At 66.0% G+C, this 23977-nt stretch carries 21 protein-coding genes, 1 tRNA gene and 1 pseudogene; 7 read left to right on the top strand and 16 right to left on the bottom strand.

Going from position 1 to position 23977, the window contains the following annotated elements; genetic code table 11:
- Nucleotides 1-44: 44 nt before the first annotated feature.
- On the top strand, nt 45-917 hold the full coding sequence (locus KHC28_RS03110; protein WP_214006858.1) for a helix-turn-helix transcriptional regulator: 873 nt from the start codon (nt 45-47) through the stop codon (nt 915-917).
- 111 nt (nt 918-1028) lie between these two features.
- Nucleotides 1029-1292, top strand: a pseudogene (locus KHC28_RS03105) (IS3 family transposase); the annotation flags it as partial.
- A 104-nt stretch (nt 1293-1396) separates the two neighbouring features.
- On the opposite strand, the gene KHC28_RS03100 reads toward KHC28_RS03105, so the two are convergent.
- The 4 genes from KHC28_RS03100 to KHC28_RS03085 all read right to left on the bottom strand — a co-directional run bounded on the left by KHC28_RS03100 (nt 1397) and on the right by KHC28_RS03085 (nt 5773).
- On the bottom strand, nt 1397-2107 hold the full coding sequence (locus tag KHC28_RS03100; RefSeq protein WP_214006937.1) for a L,D-transpeptidase family protein: 711 nt from the start codon (nt 2105-2107) through the stop codon (nt 1397-1399).
- Nucleotides 2108-2784: 677 nt separating this feature from the next.
- Nucleotides 2785-3561, bottom strand: coding sequence for a class I SAM-dependent methyltransferase (locus tag KHC28_RS03095; RefSeq protein ID WP_214006857.1), 777 nt, complete (start codon nt 3559-3561; stop codon nt 2785-2787).
- Nucleotides 3562-4047: 486 nt separating this feature from the next.
- Complete coding sequence (locus KHC28_RS03090) at nt 4048-4722, bottom strand: pyridoxamine 5'-phosphate oxidase family protein (RefSeq protein ID WP_214006856.1); 675 nt, start codon at nt 4720-4722, stop codon at nt 4048-4050.
- Nucleotides 4723-4771: 49 nt separating this feature from the next.
- Nucleotides 4772-5773 carry an MBL fold metallo-hydrolase gene (locus tag KHC28_RS03085; protein WP_214006855.1) on the bottom strand — a complete coding sequence of 334 codons (1002 nt, stop codon included), beginning with the start codon at nt 5771-5773 and terminating at the stop codon, nt 4772-4774.
- Between the two features lie 127 nt (nt 5774-5900).
- Here KHC28_RS03085 and KHC28_RS03080 point away from each other — a divergent pair, with 127 nt between their 5' ends.
- The gene (locus KHC28_RS03080) at nt 5901-6797 is read left to right on the top strand and encodes a LysR family transcriptional regulator (RefSeq protein ID WP_214006854.1); all 897 of its coding nucleotides are present in this window, start codon (nt 5901-5903) and stop codon (nt 6795-6797) included.
- Nucleotides 6798-6892: 95 nt separating this feature from the next.
- On the opposite strand, the gene KHC28_RS03075 is transcribed toward KHC28_RS03080, so the two are convergent.
- From KHC28_RS03075 to KHC28_RS03055, 5 genes are all read right to left on the bottom strand, one after another.
- Nucleotides 6893-8395: an MFS transporter gene (locus KHC28_RS03075; RefSeq protein WP_214006853.1), complete on the bottom strand. Its 1503-nt coding sequence runs from the start codon at nt 8393-8395 to the stop codon at nt 6893-6895.
- A 188-nt stretch (nt 8396-8583) separates the two neighbouring features.
- Nucleotides 8584-9030, bottom strand: coding sequence for a hypothetical protein (locus tag KHC28_RS03070; RefSeq protein WP_214006852.1), 447 nt, complete (start codon nt 9028-9030; stop codon nt 8584-8586).
- Between the two features lie 599 nt (nt 9031-9629).
- A tRNA-Ser gene (locus tag KHC28_RS03065) sits at nt 9630-9719 on the bottom strand.
- Nucleotides 9720-9774: 55 nt separating this feature from the next.
- Nucleotides 9775-10479 carry an alpha/beta hydrolase family protein gene (locus KHC28_RS03060; protein ID WP_214006851.1) on the bottom strand — a complete coding sequence of 235 codons (705 nt, stop codon included), beginning with the start codon at nt 10477-10479 and terminating at the stop codon, nt 9775-9777.
- Nucleotides 10480-10628: 149 nt separating this feature from the next.
- A complete protein-coding gene (locus KHC28_RS03055; protein ID WP_214006850.1) occupies nt 10629-10898 on the bottom strand; it encodes a hypothetical protein in 270 nt (89 codons plus the stop codon).
- A 529-nt stretch (nt 10899-11427) separates the two neighbouring features.
- Between KHC28_RS03055 and KHC28_RS03050 the strand changes: the two genes are divergently transcribed.
- Nucleotides 11428-11997 (top strand): hypothetical protein, encoded by a 570-nt coding sequence (locus KHC28_RS03050; protein ID WP_214006849.1) that lies wholly within the window; start codon nt 11428-11430, stop codon nt 11995-11997.
- Between the two features lie 87 nt (nt 11998-12084).
- On the opposite strand, the gene KHC28_RS03045 is transcribed toward KHC28_RS03050, so the two are convergent.
- The 3 genes from KHC28_RS03045 to KHC28_RS03035 are packed head-to-tail and all read right to left on the bottom strand — an operon-like array spanning nt 12085 to nt 14933.
- Nucleotides 12085-12852, bottom strand: a complete 768-nt coding sequence (locus KHC28_RS03045; RefSeq protein WP_214006848.1) for a heme ABC transporter ATP-binding protein — start codon at nt 12850-12852, stop codon at nt 12085-12087.
- Between the two features lie 6 nt (nt 12853-12858).
- Complete coding sequence (locus KHC28_RS03040) at nt 12859-13998, bottom strand: FecCD family ABC transporter permease (protein WP_376772584.1); 1140 nt, start codon at nt 13996-13998, stop codon at nt 12859-12861.
- On the bottom strand, nt 13968-14933 hold the full coding sequence (locus tag KHC28_RS03035; protein WP_246564179.1) for a heme/hemin ABC transporter substrate-binding protein: 966 nt from the start codon (nt 14931-14933) through the stop codon (nt 13968-13970). Before KHC28_RS03035 ends, KHC28_RS03040 begins: the two co-directional genes overlap by 31 nt.
- Before the next feature lie 247 nt (nt 14934-15180).
- Between KHC28_RS03035 and KHC28_RS03030 the strand changes: the two genes are divergently transcribed.
- From KHC28_RS03030 to rimO, 3 genes are all read left to right on the top strand, one after another.
- On the top strand, nt 15181-17322 hold the full coding sequence (locus KHC28_RS03030) for a TonB-dependent receptor domain-containing protein (RefSeq protein ID WP_214006847.1): 2142 nt from the start codon (nt 15181-15183) through the stop codon (nt 17320-17322).
- A 77-nt stretch (nt 17323-17399) separates the two neighbouring features.
- Nucleotides 17400-17726: a heme-degrading protein HmuQ gene (hmuQ, locus tag KHC28_RS03025; protein ID WP_214006846.1), complete on the top strand. Its 327-nt coding sequence runs from the start codon at nt 17400-17402 to the stop codon at nt 17724-17726.
- A 144-nt stretch (nt 17727-17870) separates the two neighbouring features.
- The gene (gene rimO / locus KHC28_RS03020) at nt 17871-19229 is read left to right on the top strand and encodes a 30S ribosomal protein S12 methylthiotransferase RimO (RefSeq protein ID WP_214006845.1); all 1359 of its coding nucleotides are present in this window, start codon (nt 17871-17873) and stop codon (nt 19227-19229) included.
- Nucleotides 19230-19344: 115 nt separating this feature from the next.
- Here the strand turns inward: rimO and KHC28_RS03015 are convergent, their stop codons facing one another.
- The 4 genes from KHC28_RS03015 to KHC28_RS03000 form a co-directional block, all read right to left on the bottom strand.
- Nucleotides 19345-20115 carry a bestrophin-like domain gene (locus tag KHC28_RS03015; RefSeq protein WP_214006844.1) on the bottom strand — a complete coding sequence of 257 codons (771 nt, stop codon included), beginning with the start codon at nt 20113-20115 and terminating at the stop codon, nt 19345-19347.
- A 15-nt stretch (nt 20116-20130) separates the two neighbouring features.
- Nucleotides 20131-21369 carry an ArgE/DapE family deacylase gene (locus KHC28_RS03010; RefSeq protein WP_214006843.1) on the bottom strand — a complete coding sequence of 413 codons (1239 nt, stop codon included), beginning with the start codon at nt 21367-21369 and terminating at the stop codon, nt 20131-20133.
- Nucleotides 21366-22646 carry an allantoate amidohydrolase gene (locus KHC28_RS03005; protein WP_214006842.1) on the bottom strand — a complete coding sequence of 427 codons (1281 nt, stop codon included), beginning with the start codon at nt 22644-22646 and terminating at the stop codon, nt 21366-21368. The genes KHC28_RS03010 and KHC28_RS03005 overlap by 4 nt, the downstream gene beginning before the upstream one ends.
- A 156-nt stretch (nt 22647-22802) precedes the next feature.
- Nucleotides 22803-23888, bottom strand: coding sequence for a BMP family ABC transporter substrate-binding protein (locus KHC28_RS03000; RefSeq protein WP_214006841.1), 1086 nt, complete (start codon nt 23886-23888; stop codon nt 22803-22805).
- Between the last annotated feature and the right edge of the window lie 89 nt (nt 23889-23977).

The raw sequence follows: 23977 nt of genomic DNA, 5'->3' as shown, positions 1-23977 counted from the left end.
TTTCGGGGCGCGCGCGAGGAATCTTCGCTCAAGGTGATAATGCGATGCTGACCGAGAACACCGCCATTACCCCGAAGAGTAAACTGGCCGATACTGAACTGGCCGACGAGATCGTCGCGCTGTACGAGGCGGAACCTGATCTTCTCACCTTGCCGAGGGTGTTGTTCACCGGCATCGGCCGCCTCATCGACGCGGAAGTGGTGACGTATTCCGAGTTTCACCATTCGAGCGGCGAGTTCCGCTCAATCGTGTCGATCGAGGACGATCCGGCGCGACGCGCCAGCGCGATGGCGGCATTCGCACGACACATGAACAGCCACGCCTTCTGGCGCGGCGATCCCGCCTTCTTCGGCGAACGGGCTCTGCGCGAATCCGATTTCTTCAGCGAGAAGGAATTCCCTACCCTGCCCATAGCGCAAGAAGTGTTCCTACCCGCCAATGCCCGGCGCGTAATGTCCATCGTCATGCAGCACGACGATTACGTGCTGACCATCTCCGGGCACCGGATCGTCGGCCGGCCGCCGTTCAGCGACGCGGAGCGCGACCGGCTGGAGGCCCTGCGCCCGCATCTGTTGCGCAGCTACCGACAAGCCCGCGAGCGCACGCTTGCCGCGCTGACGCCCGCCGACCGGTTGCGCATCGCCTTCCCGGAACTGACGCCACGCCAGCTCGAGGTCGCCTCCTGGATCGCCCGCGGCAAGTCGAACGAGGACATCGCCGCGATACTCGACGTCGGCATCGATACCATCAAGGCGCATGTGAAGGCGGTGCACGCCAAGATCGGCGCCAACGGACGCCTGGCCATCGCCGTGATGGCACACACCATCCCGCCTTTCGCCCGCATGCCGCCGCTTTGGCGCATCGGCGAGGATGTGTGGGCCGGCAGCGCCCGGCGCGAGCGCAGCCGGTCGACCTGACGGATCGACGCGTATCGCCTCCGACGACGGAGCCGCGTCGCTGCCGGCTTCGCGGATACCGGGACAACGTGTCGAAGGGACCGGAAGACGGGAATGCGACGACGGAGGCTCAGCCCATACGCCAACGAACGGTTTCAGTGCCGAATGGCCGATCTCGGCATCACCTTCTCGATGAACCACACGGGCAACGTCGGGGACAATAATGCTGCAACGGAGAGCCTCTTCTCGTCGATCAAGACCTTGCGCACGGCGCGCAAGGTCTACAGGAAGAGGGGCGACGCGAGAGCCGACGTGTTCGACGACATCATACGCTTCCACAATCGCCGGCGCAGGAACCCGACGCTGGGCTACCTGAGCCCCGTCGAATTCGAGGAAACAGAACCGGCCGCAGGCCAAACGTCCGGTTCAGACGAGTTCCCAATGTCCGTTCATGGCACGTTGCCCGTATCGGCGACGCCTGAACCGACGGCTGATAGCTGCTATGCCGGCAGGACGACCACCTTCGTCTTGACCGGCGTGCGATCGTACAGGTCGATCATGTCCTGGCTCAGCAGGCCCACACAGCCGCTGGTGACCCCTGAGCCGATCGATTCGGGATCGCTGGTGGCGTAGATGGTGTACAGCGTGTAGACGCCGTTCTGATAGAGATGAAGCGTGCGGGCGCCGAGCGGGTTGTCGAGGCCGCCCGGCATGCCGCGGGCGTATTTGGCGGCCTCGGGCTGGCGCTGGATCATCTCCTTGGGCGGTGTCCAGGTCGCCCATTCGCTTTTGCGCCCGACATAGGCGTCACCGCTCCACCGGAACCCGTCGCGGCCGACATTGGCGCCATAGCGTGTGGCCTGCCCATCCTCCTCGACGCGGTAGACGTAGTAATTGCCGGGATCGACAATGATCGTACCGGGCGCTTCCTCGGTCTCGTAGCGCACGGTCCGGCGGTAATATTTCCGATCGACCTTGGTGACGTCGACCGCCGGGATCGGGAATTTCTCCTCGGGCACCGGACCGTAGAGTTTCTGCGCCTCGGCGAGGCTCATGCCGTCGGGCGTCGCGCAGCCTGCCAGTCCGAATGCGCCGAGGCCGACGGCCGAGCCGGCCAAAAACGACCGGCGGCTGAGAAGCCCCGTCCGGCGTCCGGGCAGGGTACTTGCGTCGATCCCGCCGGCATCGCCATTCCCACCGTCCATATTCATGATCCTGGACTTCTCCTGTCCTTCTATCCGACGAAACGACACCCCGACATATATCCGCGAGCGTCCTGTTGAGCGGACATTGCCGACACACGGCTCGCCTGACAAGCGGGTGCTTCCGCCATGCGGAGGTCGCACTGCACCGGAACCGGCAATGTCCAGGCGATCCCACCGTCCGCCCCGCACCAAAACATGTAGGCCCGCAACGTCAGCGACGCCTCGGCACGTTCGATGGCCCTCCATGCGGGAAAAGCGCCGCCGACATTCGGCCGAAATTTAGTTGCCGATCAACGCAGCGGCCCGCTCAAGCGCTGTAAGTCGCCTGTGCCGCTTGTGACCCGCGAGCTGTTTCAGCAACGCGGACATGTAAAGGGAGAGGGGCCTACTGATGTGGGTGCGGCGTGTGATCGACGATCACTGCCACGAGAGGCACATCCGCACTATCGCGCGCAGTCAAGCCGCGCTTTGCGGGAGCAAGGCTCGCCGACCTCCCTGATGACGCGCTGAAGTGGGTGCCGAGCCCAGTCCACTCGGCGGCGGCAGCTTTCCCTCTAAGCTCGAGATCGCCTCGCAGGTCATCGGCCAGATCGGGGAGCCTGCGTGAGCCCTCCCCTCGAGCCAGGCGGCGAAGGACGAAAACTGAAGTTGGCAACCCGTGGTCGCCGCCGGCATCCTGCCGCTTAGTCGGTGCGCTGCCCCCAGATGGCAACACCGCCACCACCGAAGGCCCAGAAATCCGGTGAACTGAGCAGACCTACCGCCTCGTCGAGCCGCGCTTCAGTGATCTCTCCAGAGGCGACCATGCGTTCGCGCATCTGCTCGGCCGTGAGGATGAAGAACTCGGCCGTGGGCGATCCGCCCTGGATAATCGAGAAATCGCCCTCGCCGGCTACGCTTCGCAACCCTTGGCGCGCCACCATCGCGGGAAGGGCGCGAGCCCAGAAGCAGTCGCGACCCGACGCACGGACCACATTGTCCGTAAGAGCGACCATAAATCGCGTGTAGGTCTCGCTATCCGAGGCGTGAACGGGAAAGAAGTCCACCTCCTCAAGCATGAGCCAGCCGCCGGGCCGGAGCACGCTGATCATGTTCCTGATCGCCTGCTCAGGATCGGGAAGGTGGTGGAGCAACCAACGCGCATGGACGAAATCGAAGGGACCGCCGGGCGGGCCTCCAGCAAGGATATCGTGCACGATGGTTTCGACATTGTCCGCTGCCAGCCCCTTGAGCAGGCTGATATTGATGTCGGTCGCAACGACACGGCCGGTCTGCCCTACGCAGTCCGCCAGCCACCGTGCGACCGATCCGCCGCCTGCACCAATTTCAAGGCAATGCGCTCCGCCCGCAACGCCAAGCGCTGCCAGGCGGCGCTGCGTCATGGGATCGAGATGCTGCTCCAGTAACGAAAGGCGTCGCTCGGCCTTGGCCCAGGAATTGTCCAGTGCATAGCCAGTCATTCCCCCAGCCTTTCGACCGTCAGAGCAGAAACGACCCCACTTCGAACCTATAGTTGCAGCGTATCACGCATCCGCCTACCGCGCGAGAAATTCCCAAGGCTATGATTGGCCGATTTTGGCAGTTGGCGCGATGTCCGCAAATGGCGCGTTGCGCTTGCGAGGCGCGGTTTTCGACCAGGCGTTGGTGCTAACTTTCGCGGGACCAGGCGCTCCATCGACACATTGGGCAGCCAGGCGGGCCTCGACCGGAGGATTACGACACGGATAGCTTGCGGTGGACAAAGGCCTCCTGCCTTTACGAGCGGGCGGGGAACTCCGTGCCTGCCAGCTTCTGCCCAGCCATACCAAGCTCGATAGCACCCTGCGGCATCTGGGAATCGAGGTCGGCGGTGCCTAGAGCCTATTGGAGCAGACGGAAATCTGAGGCTCCGTGCGACCGCTCTAGCCATCGCGGCGACCAGGTGCGCATGACATGCTCGTCACGCTTCAACTCGCGCTTCCCGCGTCATCTCCTCGACGTCTCGCGACGCTCTGCAGTTCGCGGTGCAGACGTTCATTCTCGCGTCGCAGGACGGCGAGTTCGTCGCGTACGGGGGCGAGCGCGACCTCGAACTCGTCCTGCGTGAAGCGCGGTGTGATGTGCTGCGGGCAGTTCCAGTCGAACGCCTCCACCGCGATGAGGGCGAGCCGCTCTACCCGGCCGGGATAGCCGGGCACGGCCAGCTTCGCCGTCAGCGCCGGGTCGTCCAGGGCGTCGATGATGGTCATGCGGCCGAAGATCTTGAGGCGCCGCCGGTGCGCATAGTCCATCAGAAACAGCGAGACTCGGTCATTCGCCTGCACATTGCCGGTGGTGATGTATTGCCGGTTGCCACGAAAATCCGCGAAGCCCAGCGTTGATGGGTCGATGGTGGCGAGAAAACCCGCCGGCCCGCCACGATATTGCACGTAGGGCCAGCCGGTCTCCGACACGCTGGCGAGATAGAAGCCGTCGCACGCAGCGATGAAGGCCTGTTCCGGCGGACCGAGGCGCTGGCGCCTACCGGCATCGTCGGGCTCGCCACGCGCTCCTATCCGCGCCCATTGCTCCGCGCTGCCATAGTGCTCCTGCGCGGCGGCAACGGAAGGCGTCGTGGCGATATCGAGATATCTTGTGGCCATGTGAGTCCTATCTCCGCGGCCGCCGGAGCGGAGCGCGCGGCGGCGAATCTCAGTTCTGCAAGGCCCAGTCCGCTACCTGCCAGCGCATCTGACCGCGATCATTGACGATCCTGCCAAGCCCAGGGAAGGGCATGTGCGTCGCGGCGATGAGCGCGCCTTCCGAGGCGGCGCGGGGAAAGAAGCGGTCGCGCATGGCCTTGGCCGCCGCGCGGTCCTGCTCGAACAGGAAGAAGACATCGGTCGCCCCAGGGTGCACGACCGGAAAGATCATGTCGGAGACCATGATCAGGCTCTGGCCGCCATCCTCGACCCGTACGCCGATATGGCCGGGGGTATGGCCGGTGAGGTCGACGATGGAGACGCCCGGCACGATCTCACGCTCGCCGTCTATCGCCTGCAGTTTCGGGTAAAGGCGCACGACCTCGCCCGCCATGCGGAAGCTTGTCTGCAGATAATCAGGCGCTCCGTTGCGCTTAGCCGGATCCGTCCAATAAGTGACGTCGCGCCGGTCGATATAGAGTTCCGCCTTCGGGTAGTTGTTCTTACCCCCGGCGATAAGCCCGCCCATATGGTCCTGGTGCATATGCGTGACGATCACCGCGTCGATCTGGTCGCGTTGCAGGCCGAGCGCGCCAAGCGCCCGCGGCAGCGCGCCGGTCTGCCCGATCGACCCCGCCGGACCTGCGTCGATCAGGATGCGGCGCTCGCCATCCTCGACGAGATACTGGTTGAACAGAAACCGCACGCCGCTCGGCCGGGCGGTGAATTGCGCTTTTGCCGCCTGCTCGACCTCGGTGGCGTCGCGTCCCGGGAAGAAGGTGTAGGGCATGTCGGCATACCCATCCGTCAGCGCGGTCACGGTAAAGCGGCCGATGCGGATCTGCGCGAGCGGCGTCACGCTGGCCGGCGTCGCGGACGTCGCCGGAGTATCTTGCGTCGCGCCGAAGGCCGGCGTTGGTCCGCCACCGCTCAGGCCTCCCCAAAGGAGACTCCCTCCGACGAGGCCGAAAGGAAGGCCGCTGGCAAAGGCACGACGAGACAGCTGAGACACGGCACACTCCCCCGATCATTGACATAGGAGAGCCGGTCAGTCCTCCCAAGAGCAGGCTAGGGCATCCGAATTTGACGAGGTATCCTGCCATTTCGGAAGGTAAGCTCTCAAATTTCGGAAGGACGCCATGGATCGTTTCGAGGCGATGTCGGTACTGCTGGCGGTAGTCGAGGCCGGCAGCCTCTCGGCGGGGGCACGGCAACTTCACGCACCGCTGGCCACGGTCAGCCGCAAGGTCGGCGACCTTGAAAAGCACCTTGGCGTGCGTCTGCTTTTGCGCACCAGCCGCGGCCTCGCGCTGACAGAGGAAGGGCGTGCCTTCGTCGCCGCGTCACGTCGCATCCTGGAGGACCTGGAGGCAGCCGAACGGCAGGCCTCCGGCGACTATGGCGCGCTGCGTGGAGGGCTGCACGTGACCGCGCCGATCACCTTCGGCGAACGCCATATGCTGCCGATCGCGCTTGAGTTTCTCAGGGAGCAACCGGAAATCAATCTGCGCCTCACACTTGCCGACCGCCAGGTCAGCTTGGCCGACGAGCATATCGACGTGGCCCTGCGTATCGGGCATCTGGCGGACAGCGCGCTGGTCGCGAGGCGTGTCGGCGCGGTGCGCCGGGTGATCTGCGCGAGCCCGGCCTATCTGGCGCGGCGGGGCGTGCCGCACCAGCCGGACGATCTTGCTGCGCATGACAGCATCAGCTTCCAAGGTTTCGCGACCGCGCCGGAATGGCGCTACCGGCGTGACAGCACGGCGTTCGCTGTCGAGCCGCGCGCCAAACTCGCGGTCAACACGACGGAGGCTGCCATCCAGGCGGCACTGGCGGGCGTCGGCATCATCCGCGTTCTGTCCTATCAGGTAGATGACCAATTGCGCTCCGGCGAGTTGCAGGAGCTGCTGGCGGCGTTCGCTCCGGAGCCGCTGCCGGTGAACCTCCTCCATGCCCCAATTGATCCCCTGCCGCTGAAAGTGCGGAGCTTCCTCGACTGGACCGCTCCGCGCCTGCGGGAGCGGATGGTGCGCTAGAGTCCGCTATAGAGACGCCGTCGGGAGCCCAGCTTCTGGCGCGATACGTCCTGTCAAAGCGCCATTCGAACTTGCGAGATCCTTGCGTCGATCAATCAAGCAGCTTTGCCCGAGGTCGGCCTGGCGCTCGCGCCTTGGCGCTCCATCCTCCGCGCGGCGTACCAGGCGGCAAAGCCCGCGAGCACCACGACGGCCCCAAGCAGCGGCAGGCTGTCGCGCACCGCGAGGAGCATGTCTGCACCGCTTGAAGAAAGCCATGTGCGCGATATCCCATCCGGGGCTTCCAGATTCAGCGTGAGCATGGTTGCGCCGCCGGCAACACCGAGACAGGTTCCCAGCGCGCGCATCAGGTTGAGCAACGAACCGGCAGGGCCCGACAACTCTGGCGGCACTGCCGCGATCGCCACTTGGTTATTGGGGGCGATGAAGAGGCCGAGACCGATGCCGAACAGTGCATAGGCGATGCCGTCGGAAAGTCGATGGTCCTCCACCCGTCCGAGAGTGGAAAACAGAAGGACAACGGCCAGGAAGCTCAGCGCCATGCTCACCATGCCGACCCGGCGTTCGCCCAACCACTCCTTCACCGTGCTGCTGAACGGTGCCGTGAGCCCGATGGCTACCGGAATGATTGCGAGGTGAAGGCCGGCCGTACCGGGCGGCTCGCCGAAGCCGTGCCCTTGCGCGAAGGACATAAGAAAGAACATGCCGAACAGCTGCGCATAACCGAGAGCCACTCCGGCCGCCGCACTACAGAACGCAATGCTTCGGAACAGGGTGGGATCGATCAGCGGCGCGCGGAAGATGCGTTCGCGCCGCACCAGCAACACGAGCAACAGCGCCGCCACCGCAAGACTGCCGAGCGTCGCCGGGGAACTCAGCCCCCAGCTCGAGACATGGTTGAGTACTGCCACGATCAGTATCAGAGCGGGACCGATCAGCAGCGCCCCGCCCCAGTCGAAGGCGCGGTCCGGCCGCGTGCCGCTGCTTCGAGGCAACGCCAGCCAGCCAATGACGACGGCCAAGGCACCAAACGGGACGGTGAGCCAGAAGATCCATCGCCAGCCGAACGTCGCGAGAAGCAAGCCACCCAGCACCGGGCCCGCGCTCATACCCACCGCCTGAGCTGCCGCGAACCAGCCGAGCGCCCGTCCTCGCTGCGCCGGCGAGACCGTCTTCACCAGGATCGAAATGCTGTTGGCGCCGAGCAGCGAGCCACCCACGCCCTGCAGGAAGCGGAAGGTCACCAGTTGCTCGAAACTGGACGCGAAACCGCACAGGGCGCTGGCGAGGATGAAAATGAGGTAGCCGGCGATATACAGCGTCTTGCGGCCGAACATTTCACACAGACGGCCAAAGATCGGCAGGAATGAAACGAAGGCTGCGAGATACGACAGCGCGATCCAGCTCACATGTTGAAGCGGCGCGTCGAAATAGCGTCCGAGAGTCGGCAGGGCGAGCTGAACGATCGTGGCGTCGAGCTGCCCGACAAATGCGCCCATCGAGACGAGGCCGACGACAAGCCAGGGATGCCATGCCTGACGCTCCAGCCAGGCGAGTGGAGCGGGTTCGGTCGTAAGCCGGTCGATGAGGCGAGACATTCAATCACCAAAGGATTGGGGGACCACATCTTCCCCGGTGGAGCGCGTGCGATCCTGCCGGCGGAGTCGAGGCGCTCGGTGCGGATCGGCGTCGCCCCTGGGAGGGGCGAGCCCGGCAGCATCGCCGGAAGATGACAATGGCCCCGCTCCGCCCGAGAAGGAGCAGGGCCTCCGCCTCAGGGGAGCAATCAGCGTTTCGTTACGTCATTGCAGCTTATGATCGCCGGCTCGTCATTGGCCTGCCGGACGCCAGCCAGAAGATAGCAATAGGCAAGCGTGGTATCGGACAGATCCTCGACGAAATAGCCATCCGTGTCGGCCATCATCACCTTGTCGCCAGCTTTTGAGGCGGTTCCGATAAATGGTTCGGTTGTAACCCTGCCGCCGGAGGCTTCGTCGCCAGCAATGATGCTTTCGCCCCGGAGGCGGCGGCCATCCTGACCAACGATGCGAAGTGTGATGTCACGCTGTGCCCGGAGCGGTTTCTCCCAGGCGGCCTTGCTGTCCGGCCAATGCGCTCCACCCGCGCCGGCAATGAGCGTGTTGGTCCTGCCGATCCAATCCCCTTTCATGTCAGGAGTTTGAGCGGCGGCGACGGAAATCGTCATCACGTTGCAGAGCAGTATCCCCTTCATCGCCCCTCGCCATATTGTTCGACTTTGAATCGAAAACAGCTGTATCTCATCCTCGCAGGTACCGGAATGACAGGCGGCATGGCAGCTTTGTCACAGACCGCGTGACGCGCATCCGGAGTGAGGCGGCCAAGGCATTGCCGATCTCTATGGCCGGGTGCCATGCGCGCCAGGCGAGGTCGCGGCGCATCCACGGGGATTCGAGGGTAGCTCCGGTGGAGGAGAAACCATGTCGGCGGCGGATGCGACCCGGGCCGACAGGACTGGCCCACTCCATCCGGGGTGAGGACGGCGCGCGCGGCGTCCTTCCATGGCGGGGACGATGATGGAGCTCGCCTTGGCGATGGCAGTACGCCCGCAGTCCGAGGTCTGAGAAGACGTTGTGTGCGACAAGAGAAAGAAGAACCGCAGCGTCGTGCGGGCGAGGTCCATGCGGGTATATGTCCGCGACGCCTTCTTCCCTGGCGCGTGGCGCTCGCCGAATCGAACGCTCCCATCCCGGCGTATACCATCCCATCCAGCGACCAAGATGGAGCCTGACGTGGGGCTTCAGTACGAACTCGAAAAAAATATGATATATTTCAATATATTGTATGAAACTCTGGCGGAGAGGGTGGGATTCGAACCCACGGTGGGCTTGCACCCACGGCGGTTTTCAAGACCGCTGCCTTAAACCACTCGGCCACCTCTCCAAGCGCCGGATCGTTCATCCCATACCCGGCGGCGAATGCAAGAGTGCGGCGTTGCTTATCCCCCTCTCGGGCGCGACTGTCCGGCGCCCCCTTCCGACGGGCGCTCCGCCTGCGCCGAGCGCCACTGCATCATGAAGGCCGCCGTCTGGTCGAGGATCATCGCCTCCACCGCCGGATGCGTCGGCAGGGAGGCATGGTTGACGAAACGGGCGCCCGCTGCCCAGGCGTCGATGTTGCGGGCGCCGCGCACATTCGGAAAGCCGGGACCGTGAATGTTGATGCAGTGCGCCACCGGGCAAGGCGGGGAACCGGGCGCCGCATCGACGGTGATGACCAGCGGCGCCTCGTGCCCCCGGCGCACGAGGTCGCGGGCGAAAGTGAGCGCCGTCGAGCCGCCGAGGGAATGGCCGATGATCACGTCGGGTACCGCCCTGGCCTGCCGGTTGAGAAAATGTGTATCGCTCAACGTCCGGAAGCCCTGCTGGCGAAGTGGCCGCGCCAGCGCGGAGACACCGACATAGTCCGTCTCGACATAGACGCCGAGCCCATCCAGCAGCAGCACCAGCGGCGGCTGTTGCGGTACCGGCACAGGTGCCGAATCGGGTGGGGGCAGCAGCGGCGACACCTGCCAGGGCGCGAACAGGGAGGGCGGCTGCTGCGCCAATGCCGGTGCGCTCCATCCCAACGCACCCCACAGCATCGCCGCGATCGGCCATGCTGCGAACCTGCTGCCACCGAACTTCGCCTTTACGCCCTTCAACTCGTCACCTGCATGTTCCGGCGCGCGACCGTCCGCCCGTCGACTGATAGCCGACAGGATGAAACCTGACGAACGGCGATTTTGCGGCGCACCGCCTTCACGCGATGCGCCGCCCCTGGATCATGCACAGTGCTGGCGAGGGCGATCCGTCAGGCGGCGTGCGGCCGGCCTTCATCGCTGGCGTGCAGCCCGCAGGCCATCGCCCAGCTACGGAATGCGGTCCAGGCATGGGCCTGCTGCACCGGCCCGCGCGCCTGCTCCAGCTGGGTGAGCAGCATTTCCGCATAGTTGCCCAACCGGTCGTGGCGCAGCGAGCGCAGGAGATTCACCGCACAGTCCAGCGAGCGGACCTCGATGGTCTCGCGGCCGATATGGACATGGATGGGTTCGGGTCGGAATTCGGCTACCGCAAGCGTCATGATGCTGATCCTCCCAAAAAAACGCGGCTCTTGATTGATGGTCGGCTCGCAGGAGCCGCCGCAGCCCCTGGCCTTTGCGGGAAGTTTAGCGCGGATTTGCATCATTGGCGCGACACCATTCGGTGATCGCGGAGCTTTCCGCCGACCGGGGACGGCTTCCGACGATTTCGGCATGAAAAATACAGAACATTATACATGGAATCTGGGATGCCAGACGAGCATTCAGTCTACCGTCATCCCGACACAAGCTCGTTGGCTCTCGGTGCAAACAACCAGACGACATGCAGCGCCGCCTTTTCCACGCCACCCTCGAGGCAATCGCGCGAAGTCGGAACAATAGACAAGTTTTGTACCATAAACATCCGCGATGAAATTAATCCTGACAGCAAACTAAGTTGCATATTATTATCATATCTGCACAAAGCTTCGCCCATCTCATCGTTAGAAAATTGCACTATATTTCATAATTTACTTCATGTTACGCTGCGAGCGGACGACGCCAAGATCGTCCCCTAAAGAGGAAACGCCAATGTCCATCCGTACCAAGATCGCCGCGCTGGCCGCGGCGGCGACCCTGCTCGGCATCGTGCCGGCCCTCGCGCAGGACGAGATGTCCCACGCCGCCGCCGTCACCGCCTATGTGAAGAAGAACATCGAGCCCTGGCTCAGCGACCCGGCAGTGATTTCCGCCGTCCTGACTTCCAACAAGGCCCACGCCAAGCTCATGCAGAGCGACATCGATGAGCTGGACAACAAGTGGAAGGCCAAGGACCAGGCGCTGCGCGACAGCACCATGAAGAACAAGCTCGCCGAGTTCCTGACCAAGAAGAAGGACGCGTCGGGTGGCGTCATCACCGAAGCCTTCGTCATGGACGGCTACGGCCTGAACGTCGGCCAGACCGACGGCACCTCCGACATGTGGCAGGCCGATGAGGCCAAGTGGCAGAAGACCTATCCGGTCGGCCCGGGCGCCATCTTCGTCGACAAGGTCGAGGAGGACGGTGGCAAGAAGATCGCCCAGGCCAGCGTCGCCATCTCCGACAAGGGCCAGAACATCGGCGCCGTCACCTTCGGCATCGACGTCGACAAGCTGAAATAAGCCTACTAGCCGGCCAAGCGCGCCGGCGAACAGCCGCCGGAGGATGCCCCCCCCAGCCTCTTCCGGCGGCCCCAAGCGCGCCGCCCCTCAGGCGCGCGTCATCGCCTGCGGCAGCAGGAACGGGCCAGTCTGCGGTGCCGTGCCGATCCGCGCCGTGACCGCGTAGAGCTCGCCGACGAGGGCGTCGGTCAGCACCTCGGCCGGCGTTCCGCGCGCGACGATCCGGCCGCCCTTCAGAGCCACCACCTCATCGGCGATCATCGCCGCGAGATTGAGGTCGTGCAGCACCGCCGCCACGCCGCCACCGCTTCGGGCCACCTGCCGGGCGAGTTCGACCACCATCAGCTGGTGCGACAGATCGAGACTCGATGTTGGCTCGTCGAGCAGCAGGTAGCCCGGCCCGTCGCAGCTCGCGAGCTGGGTGAGCGCGCGGGCGATCTGCACGCGCTGCTGCTCGCCGCCGGACAGCGCCGCATAGGGCCGGTCGCGAAAACCGGCGAGGTCAACCTTCTCCAGCGCCCCGGTGATGCGGTGCGGCGCGCGCTCGCCTTGCGGCAGGCCGATCGCCACCACCTCGGCGACGGTGAAGGGAAACGCCACATGCACATCCTGCGGCAACACCGCCCGTCGCCGGGCCAGCCGGGCCGGCCCCAGCGCCGCGATGTCCTGCCCATCGACCAGCACCCTGCCCTGCTTCGGGCGTAGTTCGCCCGTCAGCACCTTCAGCAGCGTCGACTTGCCGGCGCCATTGGGGCCGATCAGCGCCGTCACCCGGCCGGGCCGCACCGTAAGGTCGGCACCGTCGAGCAGCAGCCGGCCGGGCACCGCGTAGTCGATATCCTGCGCTTCATACATGGAACGTCACCCGAACAGATCGGCACGGCGGCGCAGCAGCAGCCAGAGGAAGAACGGTGCGCCGATGGCGGCGGTGACGATACCGAGCGGCAGCTCCGCCGGCGCGGCGATGGTGCGCGCCACCAGATCGGCACCGAGCAGCAGCGCTCCGCCGGCGAAGGCCGAGGCCGGCAGCAGCAGGCGGTGCCCCGGCCCGATGAGCAGCCGCAGCAGGTGCGGCACCACCAGCCCGACGAAGCCGATCACCCCGGCCGCCGCCACTGCCGCGCCCGCTCCGGCGGCGACGCCGGCAATGGCGAGGCGTTTCGCCCGCTCCACATCGACGCCGACATGAAAGGCCGCCGCCTCGCCCAGCGCCAGCGCATCGAGCGCGCGCGCCAGCGGCGGCGCCAGCACGAACAGCAGCAGCACGAAGGGCGACGCCGCCATCAGCTTGGCCCAGGTCGCGCCACCAAGGCTGCCCATGCTCCAGAAGGTAAGATCGCGCAATTGCTGGTCGGAGGCGATGAACACGAGAACGCCGGTCCCCGCCCCCGCCATCGCCCCGAAGGCGATACCGGCGAATAGCAGCGTCGCCACCGAGGTCCGCCCCTCGCGGGTCGCCACCACATGCAGCACCGCCGTGACCAGCAGCGCCCCGGCAAAGGCGGCGGCCGGCAGGCCGAACTCGCCGATGAACGCCGGCAGGCCCACCCCCGGCAGCACAGCCGCCAGCGAGGCGCCGAGCACGATCCACAGCACCGCGGCCAGAGCCGCGCCGCTCGACACGCCGATCAGGCCGGGATCGGCCAGCGGGTTGCGGAAGACGCCCTGCATCACCGCGCCGGCCGTCGCCGTCGCCGCTCCGACCATGAGGCCGAGCAGCGTGCGCGGCAGCCTGATGTCCAGCACCACCACGCTCTCGCGCAGCCCGATCTCCGGGCCGGCGACGCTGCCGCCCATCGCCCGCCACAGGATCGCCAGCACATGCTCGACCGGGATCGTCACCGGTCCGATGGCGAGCGAGGCGAGCGCCGCCGCCAGGGCGAGCGCCGCGCAGGCGGCAAGCCCCAGCCGTGCCCGCCTCTCTCGCGCGCCGCGCTCCGGCACCGCCCTCACCGCGACCGCCTCGATAATCACGGCGCCGTCCCCGTAGCCTGCGTCCACGGCCGCTCCGGCAGCTTCGGCAGATCGAGCTCAGGATAGATCGCTGCGGCAAGGTCGCGCGCGGCCTGCGGCATACGAGGACCGAAGGCCAGCAGATAGGCGCCATCGACGGGGAACAGCCGTTTGTCGCGCGCCGCCGGCGTCGTCGCGAAGGCCGGCAGCTGGAGTATGGCGTCATCCGCCCCGCCGCTGCGCCCCATCTTGACGATGGCATAGGGCTCGACGGCCAGCACCGCCTCGCCCACCGCCGGCTTGTAGCCGGTGATGGCGCTCATCACATTGGTCACGCCGGCCAGCTTGAAGGCGGCGTCGGCCCCGGTGCCCTGCCCTGCCACCATCGGCGAGCCGCCGCCCATCGACATCACGAACACCGCCCCACGCGGCTCCTTGATGCGCGCGCGCATCGCCGCCAGCGCCTCGAAGTCCTCGGCCACCGCCTTGGCGAGCACCTCGCCCTTCGCGTCCGCGCCCATGGCGTGGGCGACGAAGCGGATCTTGGCGACGACGCCGGCGGCATCGTGCCCTTCCGGCACCGAGATGAACGGCACCGAGGCCTGCTGCAGCACGTTGATGGTGGTGGGCGGCCCGGAGCCCTCCATCGCCAGCACCAGGCTGGGGGCCAGTGCCAGCACGCCTTCGGCGGAGAGCGCACGCATATAGCCGACATCCGGCTTGTCCTTCAGCGCCTGGGGCGGGAACACGCTCGTCGTGTCGACCGCGACGATGCGATCCTGAAGGCCCAGCGCATAGAGAATCTCAGTGATCGAGCCGCCGATGGCGACTACCCGGCTGGTGTCCTTCACCGTCACATGCCGGCCGGCGCTGTCGACCATCTCGACCGGCGCCGGCTCGGCCGCGCGAGCGTATTCCTGTGGTAAAATCGCCACGCAGAGCAGAAACACGAACTTAAAACTATTATAAATCGCATTCGGCATGGCAACACCTCTCAATGTTGTCGCCTATGTGGACCAATGATTGCCTTGATTCAATTCATTTTCGCATGAGTCATCGAACTGAATTGGTCGATAAATCTCAAAATGTAATTATTATAAAGTGGAACTAAACTTTGTTGACTCCGATATTTACCTGAAAATATGACCGATGTGACGCAGATGCGAGGCGGAGTCGGCTACCGAAAAACGGCAGTTCTCTGGCCTCGCCGCTTACGCATCGAGGATGATCATGGCCGCGACCTTCCCGCGCGCCGGCGCCAGCCGCCGTCCGCTCTCCCGCCACTCCGCCCTGCTCGGCATCTCGCTCGGCGCGCTCGTCGTCGCCGCGCCGGCACTGGCGCAGCAGGCCGCCTCCACGGCGGCCAGCACGACGACGGCTACCGCCGGCGAGGCGGAGGCGCTGCCGACGGTGACCGTCCAGGGCGCCGACGGGCGGCTGGTCTCCGACCCCTATTCCACGCCGTCGGCGGTCAGCACCGTCAACATGCTGAACAACCTGAACCAGTCGAGCCGCCTCGACACCGTGCTGCGCACCGTGCCCGGCACCTTCACCGAGCAGAGCACCTCCAATCCCGGCGTCGCGATCAACATCCGCGGCTTCCAGGGCTTCGGCCGCGTCAACATGATGATCGACGGCGTGCGGCAGAATTTCCGCTTCGTCGGCCACGAGGCGTCAGGCTTCGCCTATGTTGACGAGCAGCTGCTGGCCGGCGTCGACATCGCCCGCGGCGCTGTCTCCACCGCAGGCGGCGCCGGTGCGCTGGCCGGCGCGGCGGACATGCGCACGCTCGGGGTCGACGACATCATCAAGCCGGGCAACAATTGGGGGGCGATCTCCAACCTCACCTGGGGCAGCAACGGCGTCGGCTGGAAGGAAATGTTCGCCGGGGCCGCCAAGCTCAACGACCGCGTCTCGGTCGCCGGTGCCATCGCCAATTCCGGCCCGACCAATTACGAGAACGGCGCCGGGGTGATGGTGCCCTATACGTGGCAGAACCTCACCTCGGGCCTGCTGAAGAGCGACATCAAGCTCACCGACGACTCGACGCTGAAGCTCGGGGCGGTGTTCTACAACAACTTCTTCTACGCCAATTCCGCCGACCAGCAGGTGACCAACAACACCTTCACGGCGAACTACCACTACGACCCAGACAGCGAGCTGATCGATTTCCGGCTGAATGCCTATTACAACGACCTGACTATGACCTACCTCAACACCACGCGCACCTCTTCGAGCTCGCGCGGCCGTGTCATCGAGGATCAGGGCTGGGGCTTCGACACCTCCAATACCTCGAAGTTCATGTGGGGTGAGGTCGCGGTGTCGACCATCAACGGCTTCGAGTATTTCTACGACGACGTGAGCGCTTCCAACAGCCTCACCCCCGCAAATTACGGCGGCGTCAATCCCTCGGGCGAGAACTCGATCGGCGGCGTCTTCTCCGAGACCACCTTCAGCTACAACATCGTCGATTTCATCCTTGGCCTGCGCTACGACTTCTACACGTTGGACGGCTCGGGCTATGAAAGCGGCACCGGCGGCGCGGTGCCGATCGGCGCATGGACGGTCGACCAGAGCGACGGCCGCTTCGACCCCAAGTTCACCCTCGCCATCAACCCCTTCGACTGGCTGCAGCCCTATGTGACCTATGCTGAGACCATGCGCGCGCCCACCGCAAGCGAGACCATGGTCGGCGGCACCCATCCGGGCGGCACCGGCTCCTATTCGGCCAATCCCTATCTTGAGCCGGAAGTCTCCAAGGGCTGGGAGTTCGGCTTCAACATCCGTAAGGACGGCCTGTTCGTTGCCGGCGACCAGCTGCGGCTGAAGGCCGACTACTTCACCAACGACATCTCGAACTACATCGTCACCTGCCGCAACGTGCAGTATTATTTCTGCAACGTCGACGGTACCTCCAACGTGAGCGGCATCGAGCTGGAGGCCAACTACGACTCCGGCAAGTTCTTCGCCTCCGCGAGCTACACCCACAACAAGAACGATCTGCCGCCGCAGACCCAGGGCTTCGGTACCAACCAGTACCTGCCGGACGACATCGTCTCGCTGACCGCTGGCCTGCGCTTCTTCGACGAGCGCCTCACCATCGGCGGGCGCTATTCCTTCTATTCAGAATCGACGCAGATCACCTTCGGTCCGACGTTCGTCGGCGCCATCAGCTCGACGCCCTCGGCGAGCTACAACCTCGTCGACCTGTTCGGAAGCTACCAGATCAACGACAAGCTGACCTTCCGCGTCGACGCCACCAACCTGTTCGACGAGGAATACACCCCGGCGCTCTCCGTCGGCGCGACCGGCTTCACCGGCTATACCGGCCAGGGCCGTACCGTGCTGATGAGCCTGCGCGCGCATTTCTGAACGACGCGCCGGTTTCCATCTCCCGATGCCGGGCGCTATCGTCCGGCATCACCCATCCGACCAATGAGGGACGCTCCATGTTCATCGCCATGAACCGCTTCAAGGTGAAGCTCGGCTCGGAAGCCGATTTCGAGCAGGTCTGGCGCGCGCGCGACAGCCACCTGTCCACCGTGCCCGGTTTCAAGAAGTTCGACCTGCTGCGCGGTCCGCAGCGCGACGATCACACGCTCTATGCCTCGCACACCATCTGGGGCAGCCGCGCCGATTTCGAGGCCTGGACCAAGTCGGAGGCCTTCCGCGCCGCCCACAAGAACGCCGGTGGCAACAAGCCGCTCTATGTCGGCCATCCCGAGGTCGAGCTGTTCGAGGCCATCGATCTCGGTACCGCCGAAAAGGCCGCCTGACGGCCCTTCTGCCGACCGTCGACCACCTTCACGCCGGGTTGTCCTGCGCCGTGCGCGCGGCGGCCCGGCGTCTTCGTGAGTTGACGGCGGACCGCGCCTCGATTAACGGCTCGCGCTTGCTTCGAGAACCCGAGCCCGACATCCATGGCCGATCCCGCGTCGATCGACGTCCCGCACAGCCCTTCCGGCGAGGCGCCGCGCATTTCCTTCGTCTCGCTGGGCTGCCCCAAGGCGCTCGTCGATTCCGAGCGCATCGTCACGCGCCTGCGTGCCGAGGGCTACGAGCTCTCGCGCAAGCATGAGGGCGCCGACCTCGTCATCGTCAACACCTGCGGCTTTCTCGACAGCGCCAAGGCGGAAAGCCTCGCCGCCATCGGCGACGCGCTGAAGGAGAACGGCAAGGTCATCGTCACCGGCTGCATGGGCGCCGAGCCCGAGCAGATCCGCGACGTGCACCCCGGCGTGCTCGCCGTCACCGGCCCGCAGCAATATGAGAGCGTCGTCAATGCGGTGCACGCCGCCGTGCCGCCGCGGCACGATCCTTTCCTCGATCTCGTGCCGCCGCAGGGGGTGAAGCTCACTCCGCGTCACTACGCTTATCTAAAGATTTCCGAGGGTTGCAACAATCGCTGCACCTTCTGCATCATCCCCAAGCTGCGCGGCGACCTGGTCAGCCGGCCGGCCGGTGAGGTGATGCGTGAGGCCGAAAAGCTGGTCGCCGCCGGGGTGAAGGAACTGCTGGTCATCTCGCAGGACACCTCCGCCTATGGCGTCGACCTGAAATATGCCGAGAGCCAGTGGAAGGACCGCCAGGTCCGCACCCGCTTCCTCGACCTGTCGCGCGAGCTGGGCTCGCTCGGCGCCTGGGTGCGCATGCATTATGTCTACCCCTACCCGCATGTCGACGAGGTGATCGGCCTGATGGCGGAGGGCGTGATCCTTCCCTATCTCGACATCCCGTTCCAGCACGCCTCGCCGACGGTGCTGAAGCGCATGAAGCGCCCGGCGGCGCAGGAGAAGACGCTGGCGCGCGTCCAAGCCTGGCGGGCCGCCTGCCCGGACCTCACTTTGCGCTCGACCTTCATCGTCGGCTTCCCCGGCGAGACCGACACCGAGTTCGAGGAGCTGATCGACTTCCTGGAGGAAGCCGAGCTCGATCGCGTCGGCTGCTTCAAATACGAGCCGGTCGCCGGCGCGCCGGCCAATGATCTCGGCGTCGCCATCCCCGACGAGGTGAAGCAGGAGCGCTGGAACCGCTTCATGGAGGTGCAGCAGCGCGTCTCCGCCCGGCGGCTGAAGCGCAAGGTCGGCACCCGCCAGCAGGTGATCATCGATTCGGTCGGCCCCACCGTGGCGGTGGGCCGTTCCAAGGCGGACGCGCCGGAGATCGACGGCGTGGTGCATGTCGCCTCGCGCCGGCCGCTGCGGGTCGGCGAGATCGCCACGGTGAAGATCGAGCGCGCCGATGCTTACGACCTGCACGGCACCGCGGTGGGCTTCTGAGCCGCCGGCCTTCTAGAGCCTTTCCGGTGAACTCCGGTTCACCCGAAAGGCTTCACGGTCTTGTTCGGACGCGTCGTCTTCACGCGAACCGGATTCCACTTCGCTCGAAAACGCTCTAGCGCAGGATGCGCGCCAGTTCCTCGGAGGGGAGCAGGCTCGCATCCACCGAGGGCCAGATCAGCACCATCGTGTAGGACATGGTGGCGACGAAGGCGATGGTGAACAAGGCGAGGCCGACGATCAGCGCGCCGCGCCGCCCGGTGTGCAGGGCCGCCAGCCCGGTCTGCGACAGCACGCCCAGCAGCAGCACCATGATCCAGCGATGCGGCGCGAGATCGGAATTCACCGCGAAATAGCGGTCGCTGCGCAGCTTGCGCAGCTGCATGTAGACCTGCACCAGCGGGCCGCGCAGCGTCGCAGGCGTGGCGGGATCGGCCTCCACCTCGCGCAGGCGGCGGTTGATGGTGTCGAGCCCGGCAGCCGCCTGCGGATCGAGGCCGGTCCACCCCTCTCGCCATTCGAGCGTCACGATGGCGCGCGCATAGTCGGTGATGGCGACGTGCAGCCCGTCGCAGGGCACCCCGCACATGGCGGCGAGATCGACGCCGTTTCCCAGCGTCTGCACCTCTTCCTGCATGGTCTTGGACAACCGGACGTCGCCGCTCCAGATGTCGCTGATCATGAAGGCGAAGAACAGCGAGAAGGGCAGCGTCAGCGCGCTCAGCACCGAATTGGCGAAGTCGCGTGAATTCACCCACGCGACCACGCTTTCCATCATCGCCACCCGATAGGCGATGATGGCCCACAGCACCGGCACCATCCCGACCACGACGACCGAGATCCAGTATCCGTGGTCGTCGAGGAAGGGCGTCAGCAGACCGGCCATGACTATAGCGGGCGGCTAGCGGGCGGCGAGCAGGTCGCGCAGCGCGCCCTCGATGATCCGCGTCGCCTTGTCGAGGTCGGAGATGCGCACATGCTCGTCGGCCGCATGGGCATTGGCCTCGAGGATCGAGCGCGGCCCGGCGCCGTAGAGCACGGTCGGGATCCCGGCGGCGGTGTAGTGGCGCGCATCGGTGTAGAGCGGCACGGCGGTCGCCGGCGGCACCTCGCCCAGTATCTCGGCCGCGTGCTTCTGGATGGTCTCCACCAGAGGCTCGGTGCCCGGCAGCGTGCGCAGCGGCTCGGCGAGGATGATGCGCCGGCACTCGATGTCGATGCCGTCCCAGCCCTCGACCGCCTTCTCCACCAGCGCGGTGAGCGCGGCCTCGACCTCCTCGCCGTTCTCTTCCGGCGTCAGGCGACGGTCGACGCGCAGCGAGATGCGGTCGGGCACCACATTGGTGTTGATGCCGCCGGAGATCAGGCCAACGGTGATCTTCGGCGAACCGATGCCCGGGGTGGCGCTGGTGATGCCGTAGAGGCGGCGGCGCTCGCCATAGATGGCGGTCAGGATGGCGGTCGCGGCTTCCAGCGCGTCGGCGCCGGTCTCCGGCATGGCGGCATGCGCCTGCTTGCCGCGCACCACGATCTCCAGGTGCAGCGCGCCATTGTGCGCCACCACGACGGAATAGGAGAAGCCCGCGGATATGGCGAGGTCGGGCTTCGAGATGCCCTGCCCGAGCAGCCATTTCGGCCCGACGAAGCCGCCGGCTTCCTCGTCATAGGTCAAATGCAGCTCGACCGTGCCGTCGAGGCCCTCCGGCTTCTCCTTCAGGGCGAGCAGCGCGAAGGCATAGGTGGCGAAGTCGGACTTCGAGACTGCCGCGCCGCGGCCATAGATCGCCCCGCCCTTCTCCTCGGCGCCATAGGGATCGAAGGTCCAGCCCTCGCCCGGCGGCACCACGTCGCCATGGGCGTTGAGTGCGATCACCGGCCCCTTGGCGTCGCCAAAGCGCTCGCGCACCACCAGATTGACCACCGACTTCATGCCGTAGCTCTTCACGAAGGGCTCGGGCACCGGGTGGCGCTCCACGGTGAAGCCGAGCTCCTCCAGCAGTTGTCCGGTCACTTCGGCATGGGCGGCACAGTCGCCGGGCGGGTTGTCGCTCGGCACGCGGACCACCGCCTTGAGGAACGCCACCTCGCGTTCGAGCCGCTCTCCGTCGCGACCCGCGACGCCCGCTTCGACTTGGCTCACTGCTCTGCTCCCTGGACGCTGCCCGCCAGCTGCGGCAGCTCGAACCGTTCGATGAAACGCACCAGCGCCGCCACCGCAAGCCCGATATCCTGCGGGCTGGCGTATTCCGCCGGATTATGACTGATGCCGCCGCGACAGCGCACGAACAGCATGCCGACCGGGCACAGCCGCGACATCGCCTGCCCGTCATGGCCGGCGCCGGACGGCAAGGTCGGCGCGCGCTGGCCAAGATCGGCGGCGGCGTTGCGCAGCCTCAGCTGGAGATCGCGGTAGCATGGCACGGTGCCGACCTCGTGAAAGGCGGAAATCACCACGCCGAGCCCGCGCGCATCGGCGATGCGGTGCGCCTCGCGCTCGAATTCGGTCAGCGCCTCGCGGCGGGAGATATCGGAGCCGGAGCGCAGGTCGAGGGTGAACACCACCCGCGAGGGAATGACGTTGACCGAACCCGGCTCTACATGCAGCCGCCCCACCGTCGCCACCATGCCGTGGCGGTCGGCACGGGCGATCTTCTCGGCCACCAGCGCCATCTCGGCGGCGCCGGCGAAGGCATCGCGGCGCATGCGCATCGGCACGGTGCCGGCATGGCCGGCCTCGCCGGTGACGGTGATCGACAGCCGCGAGGCGCCGGCAATGGCAGAGACGATGCCCAGCGGCTCGCCCTCGGCCTCCAGCACCGGCCCCTGCTCGATATGCGCCTCGACATAGGCGATGGTCTTGTCCGGGTCGTAGGCCGCCGCCGGAATGTCGGCGGGATCCTTGCCATAGGCACGGATCGCCTCCTCGAGCGAAACGCCGTCGGCGTCGCGTGCGCCGAGCCAGGACGGCAGGAAATGCCCGGCCACCGCGGCAGAGGACGACAGCGTGGTGGGAAAGCGTGTGCCTTCCTCATCGCCGAAGGCGAGCACATCGATGCCATAAGGCCGCTTCAGCCCGGCCTTCACCACCGCCTCGACGGCGAGAATGCCGACGATCACCCCCATGGTGCCGTCATAGCGGCCGGCATTGGCGACGGTGTCGATATGCGAGCCGATCAGCAGGCGCGGCGCCTCGGGGCCGGCAGGCTGCCAGCGGCCGCGCAGCGTGCCGAGCGCGTCTTCGGAGACGTCGAGCCCGGCCGCCTTCATGTAGCCGGCGACCAGATCGGCGGCGCGGCGATGCTCCGGGGTCAGGAAGAAGCGGGTGAGGTTGTCGCCGGACTGCGAGATGGCGCCGAGAGCATCGAGCATCTCCGTCGCCCGCGCGCCCATGGCGGCGATGTCCACCGGTATCCTCATGCGCCCGTCGCCGCTCCCATCGTCGCCGTTCGGCCCGGTCGTTCGCGATGCCGGGCACGGCATGATCTGGCGCATCGCATATGGAGGTGGCTTTGGCAATCTCGGCGGCGGCCCGGAGGTCGCCGCCGAAGGCTTGGGAGGGTCAGACCGCCCGGCTCACTGGCCGGGCACCTTGTCGTCGATGCCCTTCACGTACCAGTTCATCGACAGGATATCCTTGTCGGCCACCGCCTCGCCGGCCTTGGCGGCCACCGTGCCGTCCTGCTTGACGACCGGACCCTGGAAGGGGTTCAGCGCGCCGGACTTGATCTTGGCCTCGGTCTCCTGCGCCAGCTTCTTCACGTCGTCGGGCATGTTGGTGTAGGCCGCCATCTCGACCTCGCCGTCCTTGAGGCCGGCCCAGGTGTCAGTGGACTTCCAAGAGCCGTCCATCGCCTCCTTGACGCGCTCGACATAGTAGGGCGCCCAGTTGTCGACGATCGAGGTGAGCTGCGCGTTCGGGCCGAACTTGATCATGTCGGAGGACTGGCCGAACGCCTTGACGCCGCGCGCCTCCGCGACCTGCATGGCGGCCGGGCTGTCGGTATGCTGGGCAATGATGTCGACGCCCTGGTCGATCAGCGCCTTGGCGGCGTCGGCTTCCTTGGCGGGATCGAACCAGGAGTTCACCCAGACGATCTTCACCTTCATGTCGGGGTTCACCGACTGCGCGCCGAGCATCATCGCGTTGATGCCCGAGATCACTTCCGGAATCGGGAAGGAGGCGATGTAGCCGATGGTGCCGGTCTTCGACATCTTGGCGGCGATCTGGCCGAGGATGTAGCGGCCCTCGTGGAACTTGGCGTTGTAGGTCGCCATGTTCTTGTCGCGCTTGTAGCCGGTGGCGTGCTCGAAGAACACCTTCGGATGCCGCTTGGCCACCTTCAGCGTCGGCTCCATGTAGCCGAAGGAGGTGGTGAAGATGATCTTGTTGCCGGCGCGGGCCAGCTGCTCGATCACGCGCTCGGCGTCGGGACCTTCCGGCACGCTCTCGACATAGGAGGTCTCGACCTTGTCGCCGAACGCCGCCTCGACCGCCTTGCGGCCCTGGTCGTGCTGGTAGCTCCAGCCGAAATCGCCGACCGGCCCGATATATACCCACGCCGCCTTCAGCTTCTCGGCGGCGGAAGCCGGCAGCGCGCCGGCGCCGGCCAGAGCCGCACCCGCGGCGAGGCCCAGCGCCAATGAGAGAATCTTCCGCATGAACGTCTCCGCTCTTCCTGTCCGTCGCGGCCTTTGGTAACGCATCCCACCGGGGCCGCCGCCGCGGGGACACACGGCCGCCTGCGCGG

It is taken from the genome of Ancylobacter sonchi (genome assembly GCF_018390695.1).
GTDB classification, from domain to species: Bacteria; Pseudomonadota; Alphaproteobacteria; order Rhizobiales; family Xanthobacteraceae; genus Ancylobacter; species Ancylobacter sonchi.
This window is presented reverse-complemented; position numbering and strand designations above follow the sequence as displayed.

What these genes read in the sequence shown, in the direction of transcription:
- rimO (WP_214006845.1), top strand. Translation starts at nt 17,871, where the DNA reads ATGGCCGATCCCGCGTCGATCGACGTCCCGCACAGCCCTTCCGGCGAG.
- KHC28_RS03030 (WP_214006847.1), top strand. Translation starts at nt 15,181, where the DNA reads ATGGCCGCGACCTTCCCGCGCGCCGGCGCCAGCCGCCGTCCGCTCTCC.
- KHC28_RS03015 (WP_214006844.1), bottom strand. Translation starts at nt 20,115, where the DNA reads ATGGCCGGTCTGCTGACGCCCTTCCTCGACGACCACGGATACTGGATC.
- KHC28_RS03055 (WP_214006850.1), bottom strand. Translation starts at nt 10,898, where the DNA reads ATGACGCTTGCGGTAGCCGAATTCCGACCCGAACCCATCCATGTCCAT.
- KHC28_RS03050 (WP_214006849.1), top strand. Translation starts at nt 11,428, where the DNA reads ATGTCCATCCGTACCAAGATCGCCGCGCTGGCCGCGGCGGCGACCCTG.
- KHC28_RS03110 (WP_214006858.1), top strand. Translation starts at nt 45, where the DNA reads ATGCTGACCGAGAACACCGCCATTACCCCGAAGAGTAAACTGGCCGAT.
- KHC28_RS03000 (WP_214006841.1), bottom strand. Translation starts at nt 23,888, where the DNA reads ATGCGGAAGATTCTCTCATTGGCGCTGGGCCTCGCCGCGGGTGCGGCT.
- KHC28_RS03095 (WP_214006857.1), bottom strand. Translation starts at nt 3,561, where the DNA reads ATGACTGGCTATGCACTGGACAATTCCTGGGCCAAGGCCGAGCGACGC.
- KHC28_RS03070 (WP_214006852.1), bottom strand. Translation starts at nt 9,030, where the DNA reads ATGAAGGGGATACTGCTCTGCAACGTGATGACGATTTCCGTCGCCGCC.
- KHC28_RS03100 (WP_214006937.1), bottom strand. Translation starts at nt 2,107, where the DNA reads ATGAATATGGACGGTGGGAATGGCGATGCCGGCGGGATCGACGCAAGT.
- KHC28_RS03090 (WP_214006856.1), bottom strand. Translation starts at nt 4,722, where the DNA reads ATGGCCACAAGATATCTCGATATCGCCACGACGCCTTCCGTTGCCGCC.
- KHC28_RS03005 (WP_214006842.1), bottom strand. Translation starts at nt 22,646, where the DNA reads ATGAGGATACCGGTGGACATCGCCGCCATGGGCGCGCGGGCGACGGAG.
- KHC28_RS03045 (WP_214006848.1), bottom strand. Translation starts at nt 12,852, where the DNA reads ATGTATGAAGCGCAGGATATCGACTACGCGGTGCCCGGCCGGCTGCTG.
- KHC28_RS03035 (WP_246564179.1), bottom strand. Translation starts at nt 14,933, where the DNA reads ATGCCGAATGCGATTTATAATAGTTTTAAGTTCGTGTTTCTGCTCTGC.
- KHC28_RS03080 (WP_214006854.1), top strand. Translation starts at nt 5,901, where the DNA reads ATGGATCGTTTCGAGGCGATGTCGGTACTGCTGGCGGTAGTCGAGGCC.
- KHC28_RS03075 (WP_214006853.1), bottom strand. Translation starts at nt 8,395, where the DNA reads ATGTCTCGCCTCATCGACCGGCTTACGACCGAACCCGCTCCACTCGCC.
- hmuQ (WP_214006846.1), top strand. Translation starts at nt 17,400, where the DNA reads ATGTTCATCGCCATGAACCGCTTCAAGGTGAAGCTCGGCTCGGAAGCC.